Origin of the sequence: Stenotrophomonas sp. HMWF003 (assembly GCF_003061285.1) — a bacterium.
GTDB lineage: Bacteria > Pseudomonadota > Gammaproteobacteria > Xanthomonadales > Xanthomonadaceae > Stenotrophomonas > Stenotrophomonas maltophilia_AP.
In genome coordinates this window covers 8,775-15,875 of sequence record NZ_QAIW01000148.1, presented here as the reverse complement: position 1 = coordinate 15,875, position 7,101 = coordinate 8,775, and the positions used below count along the sequence as shown (strand labels likewise).

General features: G+C 67.2%; 4 protein-coding genes and 1 pseudogene. 2 read left to right on the top strand and 3 right to left on the bottom strand.

Going from position 1 to position 7,101, the window contains the following annotated elements; translation table 11 throughout:
* Positions 1–84 precede the first annotated feature (84 nt).
* From DBR34_RS05720 to DBR34_RS05710, 3 genes are all read right to left on the bottom strand, one after another.
* Positions 85–624, bottom strand: a complete 540-nt coding sequence (locus DBR34_RS05720; RefSeq protein WP_128096051.1) for a DUF924 family protein — start codon at positions 622–624, stop codon at positions 85–87.
* Positions 625–677: 53 nt separating this feature from the next.
* A complete protein-coding gene (locus DBR34_RS05715; RefSeq protein ID WP_038686330.1) occupies positions 678–1,454 on the bottom strand; it encodes an AMP nucleosidase in 777 nt (258 codons plus the stop codon).
* A 116-nt stretch (positions 1,455–1,570) separates the two neighbouring features.
* On the bottom strand, positions 1,571–4,948 hold the full coding sequence (locus DBR34_RS05710) for an autotransporter serine protease (RefSeq protein WP_128096050.1): 3,378 nt from the start codon (positions 4,946–4,948) through the stop codon (positions 1,571–1,573).
* Positions 4,949–5,176: 228 nt separating this feature from the next.
* Between DBR34_RS05710 and DBR34_RS05705 the strand changes: the two genes are divergently transcribed.
* Positions 5,177–6,586 carry an amidohydrolase gene (locus DBR34_RS05705; RefSeq protein WP_128096049.1) on the top strand — a complete coding sequence of 470 codons (1,410 nt, stop codon included), beginning with the start codon at positions 5,177–5,179 and terminating at the stop codon, positions 6,584–6,586.
* Positions 6,583–7,101 (top strand): annotated as a pseudogene (locus tag DBR34_RS22215) (amidohydrolase); the annotation flags it as partial. The gene DBR34_RS05705 and the pseudogene DBR34_RS22215, both read left to right, overlap by 4 nt.

Genomic DNA, 7,101 nt, shown 5'->3' with positions numbered 1-7,101 from the left:
GTACCCGCCAAGCCAGGGACACGCGCACACCCGCCGCTGTTGCAGTTGCTGTTGCAGTTAGCAGTTGCTCACGCTCTTCCAGCGTCAGCCCGCAAACCCACCCTCGGCCAGGTAATCCAGCTCCTCCGGCGTCGGCATCCGACCCAGCACCGCATTGCGGTGCGGGAAACGGCCGAAGCGACGGATGATGTCGCGGTGCAGCTCGGCGTACTGCAGGTATTCCTTGTCGCCCAGCACATCGAACATCGCCACCGACCGCTCCTGGTCCTGCGGATCTTCGGAATGCTCGAACGGCAGATAGATGAAAGCGCGCAGCTTCGGCACCAGCTGCAGGTCCAGCCCCTCCTCCACCGCGCGCATCGCGTAGTGCCGGGCCAGACCGTCGGTCGCGTAGGAATGGGCCGTGTCGCGGAAACAGTTGCGCGGAAACTGGTCGAGCAGAATCATCAGCGCCAGCGCACCGTCGGCACTGCCCAGCCAATGCTCGCGCCCACGCCGCGCCGCCGCGAAATGTTCCTCCAGGAACGCCTCGCGGAACCGCGCATCGAACGCGTCATCGCGCGTGAACCATTGTTGTGGACCGGCATCGCGCCAGAATTCCACCACTTGTACCGCCACGTCCATTCACTACCCCTGAGGGCGGCACGTCGCCAGGACGCCCGCCGGTTCCATTGCCATCACTCGTCAAAACGCAGGTGGCGGACCGACTTGCCGTTGCGCCGTATAAGCTTAAGCGCCTCGATACCGATCTGGATATGGTTTTCGACGAACTGCGAACTGACCTTGGCGTCGGACGCCTCGGTTTTCACCCCGTCCGGGATCATCGGCTGGTCGGACACCAGCAGCAGCGCCCCGATCGGGATGTGGTTGGCAAAGCCCGCCGCGAACAGCGTGGCCGTCTCCATGTCGATGGCCATGCAGCGCATCAGCCGCAGCTTCTCCTTGAACGCCTCATCGTGCTCCCAGACCCGGCGGTTGGTCGTATAGACCGTCCCCGTCCAGTAATCATGGCCCAGGTCGCGGATGGTCGTGGACACCGCCCGCTGCAGCGCAAAGGCCGGCAGCGCCGGCACTTCCGGCGGCAGATAGTCCCCCGAGGTGCCCTCGCCGCGGATCGCCGCGATCGGCAGGATCATGTCGCCCAGCTGGTTCTTGCGCTTCAGACCGCCACATTTGCCCAGGAACAGCACCGCCTTGGGCATCACCGCCGACAGCAGGTCCATCACGATGGCCGCGTTGGGGCTGCCCATCCCGAAGTTGATCAGGGTGATGTCATCGCTGGTGACGCTGGCCATCGGCCGGTCCATGCCCTGCACCGGCGCGCCGGTCAGGTGGGAAAAGGTGTGCAGGTAGCCTGCGAAGTTGGTCAGCAGAATGTGCTGGCCGAACTGGTCCAGCGGCACGCCGGTGTAGCGCGGCAGCCAGTTTTCGACGATTTCCTGTTTGTTCTTCATAGTGCGCGTGCGGTCCGGCAAGTGGTTCCAGTGTGCCTATTCTGCGGGTGCACACCCAACAAGCAAGAAAAAGGCGGCCAGTGGCCGCCTTTTTCCGTGTTGCCGTTACCGCTGGATCAGAACTGCACGGACCAGCGCGCAGTGGCACCGTGGTCGCGCGACTCGCTGCCGAACTGGCCGTTGTAGCCCAGCTCCAGCTGGCTGCGCGGGCTCAACCAGGCCGACAGGCCCAGCTCGGCCACCACCGCGTGGTCGGCGATGGCCGCGCCACTGACGGTGTAGCCGCTGCCACCGGCCAGGGCCAGGTTGGCCACCTGGCTGCGGTCGCCCGACGCGCGGCGGTAACCCACCCCGCCCCGCACGTGCAGCCAGCTCTCCTGCTGCCACGCGGTCTTCAGGCCGCGGTCGAAGCGCACACCGGCGGTGCCGATGGTGGTGCGGGTATCGCCCACGGTGCCGTGCAGCGCAGCCGCGCCGCCCTGCTCGTTGACGCCGTCCACGTCCACTTCCACGCGCGCCAGCTGCAGGTACGGCTCCAGGCCCGCTTCGGCGCCGCCGATGCGGTAGGCACCTTCGACGAACAGCTGGCGGGTCTTGGCGTCGTAACGCGCGGTCAGTGCGTCCTGGAAGCCGGCGAAGGCCAGCTCACGGCGGCTGTCCACTTCATGGCGGGTATAGCCCAGACCGGCGCGCAGGCCGAACCCACCCCACTGGTTGCCCACGTAGGCACCCAGGTGGGTGTTGTCGATTTCCGCGCGGGCGCGACGGCCCTGGGCCTGCTTGCTGTCGGTACGCCCGGTACCGATCAGGCCGCCCACCTGCCAGCCGCCGGCGAACTGGTGGTCGGCACCGACCAGCAGCCCACTGGTGTTGCTCTGCGTACGCGCCGCGTTGGCGTCGCCGTCGAGCTTGCCGCTGCCGCCGATGGCCTGCACCCACGCACCGGTGACGGCGGCATCGCCTGCACCCGGTGCACGCGCGCCGACGCTGCGGCTGAGCGCGGCATCGCGCAGGTAGCGGCTGCTTTCCACCAGCGCCATCGGCGTGGCGGCATGCAGTTCACCGCTCAAGGCATCCAATGCCGCGCCGACCTGGGCCGGGAACAGCTGGGTCAGCGGCTTGGGCAGGCCCTGGTTGATGCCCAGGCTGTCCGCACTGGTGGCCACGCCCAGCTGGTTGGCGGTTACCGCCGCGCTGGCCAGTGCGTTGCCGCGGGCCACGTTGATCTGCACGCCGTTGGCGCCGTAGCCCAGGTCGAACTGCAGGAACGGCGAGAACGAGGAGAAGTCCACGGTGGCGAAGGTGCCGTTGACGCCGCCGTCGGCCTGCAGGAAGTTGAACTGCTCACCCAGGTAGTAGATGCCCACTTCCGGCAGTGCCTTCAGGGTGCCGTCCAGGCTGGCGGTGCCGGTCACGTGCAGCTGGTCGCTGCGGCTGCCCGGGGCCAGTTCGGCCAGGTAGGTGCCGCTGGCGGTCTGCACGTAGTCGCCGTCGATGGTCAGGGTGCCGATCGAGTTGCCCGGCGCGATGATGCCTTCCACGCGGGTGTCGCCGAGACGGCCGATACCCTGCAGCGCGCCCTTGGCACCGACCAGGGTGCTGCCACCGGTCTGCACGCCGTTGAACGAGACCACGCCGCCGCTGATGGTCAGGTCGGTGTTGTCGAGCACGCCGCTGGCGGTGACGCGGCTGGTGCCGGCGATGTTGTTGAAGCGCATGTCGCGCAGGGTGCCGTTGAGCAGGACCTGGCCGCCGGTGACATCCAGCGAGGCCGTCAGTGCATTGACGCCGTCCAGTTCCAGCACGCCCTCACGCACGATGGCGCCGTTGAAGGTGTTGTCACCGCTCAGGCGCAGCCAGCCGATGCCGGACTTGGTCAGCTTGCCCGGGCCGCCGATGTCGTTGGTCCAGTCGTCCCATGCATCGCCTTCCCACACCTTCAGGCCACCGGCCTTCTGGTTCATCACCACGTCGGTGTCCACGCGCAGCTGGCCGTAGCCTTCGATGGCCTTGGCCAGGTTCATCAGGCCCCAGCCGTAGACATCGTCCACGCCCTTGGCACCGAGATCGGTGGCGGTGGTCAGCAGCACATCGCGCACCTGCGCGTTGTCCAGGTACGGGAAGCGTTCGAACAACAGGCCGAGCGCGCCGGTGACGTGCGGGGCCGCCATCGAGGTGCCGCTCAGGTCCTGGTAGCCGTAGGTGGGCGTCTGGCCGTTGATGTCGATGACCAGGTTGCCGTTGTCGTCGTAGAAGTCGGCGTCGATCTTCGAATCGGGACCGTATACGGTGGACGTGATGGCCGTGCCCGGCGCGGCAAGGCACCAGTTGGCCGCCAGGCCGCAGCGCATGGAACGGTTGCTCAGTTCCAGTTCCTTGTTGACGTTGACGACCGCCAGCCAGTACGGCTCAAGGTCGGCGATCGCGCGCGGCAACGACGCGTAGACGCCTGCAATCGGTGCTTCTTCGGGCGAGGGGTTGAACGAGTCGGTATTACCGGCCGCCCACACCTGGATCAGGCCACTGCTGCGCGACCCTTCGGCCATCGCGGCGAACTGATTCTCGAACACCGGGTGGGACTGGTAGAAATCCAGATCTTCGGCCGTGTTCGGCTCGGAGGACAGGCCCCAGCTGTGGTTGACCGCGCGTACGCCCTGCGCGTTGAGCGCGGTGTACAGCTGCCCGAAGATCGAATCGTCGGCGCCCAGGCCTGCGATGGACTGCGGATCCAGATAGAGATCGCCATCGATTTCGACGATGCTCACGTAGCTGGCCGAGTTGGAGAACAGCCGTGCCACGCTCAGGTCGGCGCCAAACGCCACACCGTGCGTGCCGTTGCCATCGCGGTTGGCCGCGATGGTGCCGGACACGTGGGTCCCGTGGACGTTGTAGCTGGCACCTTCATAAATATGATTGCGCTCGAAGATGTCAGCGTATTCGGGATCCAGGATCTGATAGTCGACCGCCACCTGGTCGCCGTCACTGACGAAGCAGGCATCCGGACCGTCGAGCACTTCACGGGTGCACAGGCTGCCGTCACCGAGCACGTCGGCCAGATGGATGCTGCGATGGTCCTTGCCGGCGAATTCATCGTGTTCCAACCCGGTACCACTGTCGAACACGCCCAGGCGGATGCCCTTGCCGGTCAGGCCGCGCGCATAGGCAGCGTCGGCATTGATGGCCTGCAGGCCCCAGTCGGCCTTGAACTCGTCGGTGCGCCAGCTTTCAGCATCGCCGGCGTTGCCCAGAACCGGGGTGCTGGCCTCGGCGGTCGGACGCACCGACGCGACGACGCGGGGGGTCACATCGACCCGGGCAGTGTCCAGGTTGTAGGCGGCGCGCTGGACCTGGCGCTGCTGCTGGTAGGCATCCAGTACATCGTTGGCCTGGGCGATGCCCGGCAGTGCGAGGGCGGCCAACAGGGTGCCGGTGATGGCCGACGCCAGCACGCTGCGCGCGGGCTGGCGGGACGAAGCGGAGTAACGCTGTTTCATTGAATTACCTTCCTTGAGTGATGCAAGTGCCGAAAAATTCGAGCAGATTCGCAAATGACGGGCACGCGGCCCGATCCCGAGCGTAACGCAAAATTCACGATTGGTTCACGGTTTTTAATGATGGCGTAACAATTCTTCATAGCCACCGACCGTGCAGTTCGTCACTTGGCAAACGCCCCCCTGCCCGGCTAGCGTCGGCGGCTGCGTCCATGTGAACCCGGGGAATTCATGCATAAGGTGTTGAGCGTCGGCATCGGCCTGGCGTTGTTTTCGATCGGCCTTGCGCCGGCGCCCGCCGCCTCGCGGTTCGTGCAGGACCCCTATCCCAGCACCTACGCCCCGATCGCCTCGGCGCCGGTGCTGATCCGCAATGCCACCGTGCTGACCGGCACCGGTACGCGCCTGGACAACGCCGATGTGCTGCTGCAGGACGGCCGCATCCGCGCGGTCGGCAGCGCGCTGGATGCACCGGCCAACGCGGTGCGGATCGATGCGGCCGGCAAGTGGGTCACGCCCGGCATCATCGACGTGCATTCGCACCTGGGCGTGTACCCCAGTCCCGGGGTAAGCGCGCACAGCGACGGCAACGAGATGACCGCGCCGGTCACCGCCAACGTGTGGGCCGAACATTCGGTGTGGCCGCAGGACCCGGGCTTTGCCGCGGCGCTCGCCGGTGGCGTGACCGCGATGCAGGTGCTGCCCGGCTCGGCCAACCTGGTGGGCGGGCGCGGGGTGACGCTGAAGAACGTACCGGCCACCACTTACCAGGCCATGAAGTTCCCGGGCGCGCCGTGGGGCCTGAAAATGGCCTGCGGCGAGAACCCCAAGCGCGTCTACGGCAGCGGCAAGGGCGTGGCCCCGGGCACGCGCATGGGCAACGTGGCCGGGTACCGCGCGGCCTTCATCGATGCCAGCGAGTACATCGCCAAGAACGCACCGAAGAAGCAACAGAAGAAGCGCTGGTTCAGCGGCAGCGACAAGGGCGACAGCGCCGGCGATACCGGCGGCAAGCGCGACCTCAAGCTGGATACGCTGGCCGGTGCGATCCAGGGCGACATCCGCGTGCACATCCACTGCTACCGCGCCGATGAAATGGCCACCATGCTGGACCTGTCCAGGGAATTCGGCTTCAAGATCGCCGCCTTCCACCACGCGGTGGAGGCTTACAAGCTGTCCGACCGGCTCGCCGCCGAAGGCGTGTGCGGCGCGCTGTGGGCCGACTGGTGGGGCTTCAAGATGGAGGCGTTCGACGGCATCCAGGACAACATCGCGCTGGTGGACCGCCCGGCCAACAGCTGCGCGATCGTGCACTCCGATTCCCCCGAGGGCATCCAGCGGCTCAACCAGGAAGCGGCCAAGGTGATCGCCAACGCGCGCCGGGCCGGGATCGAGATCGCCCCGGAGCGCGCGATGATGTGGCTGAGCTACAACGCGGCGCGCTCGCTGGGCGTGGAGAAACAGACCGGCAGCCTGGAGGCGGGCAAGATGGGCGATGTGGTGGTGTGGAACGGCAGCCCCTTCAGCTCCTACGCGCAGGCCGAACAGGTCTTCATCGACGGGCACCAGGTGTACGACCGTCGCGATGCGCGGCGGCAGCCGCTGTCGGACTTCATGCTCGGCCAGGAGGCACGTCCATGAGCCGGGGTCTGCGCCTTTCCGCGCGTCGCCGGGCATGGCTGGGCACCACCGCGCTATTGATGCTGGCCGCGCTGCCCGTGCAGGCCCAGGACCTGCTGGTGCGCAACGCCACCGTGCATACCGCCAGCGCGCGCGGCAGCCTGGAACACGCCGACGTGCTGGTCCAGGGCGGCATCATCCGCGCGGTGGGGACCGGCCTGGTCGCACCGGCCGGCGTGGCCGTGGTCGAGGCGGCCGGCAAGCCGCTGACCCCGGCGTTGTTCGGCGGCATCACCGACATCGGCATCGAAGAGGTGTCCGGCGAGTCGGCCACGGTGGACAGCACGCTGAAGCTGGAAGACCAGCCGCTGCGGCCGGAGTTCGACGTCAGCCTGGCCTTCAACCCGGCCTCGGTGTTGATTCCGGTGGCACGGCTGGACGGCATCGGCTTCACCGCGTTGGGGGCCAACAGCGGCGGCGGCTTCATTGCCGGCCAGGGCGGGGTGATGCGGCTGGACGGCAGCGCCGACCCGATC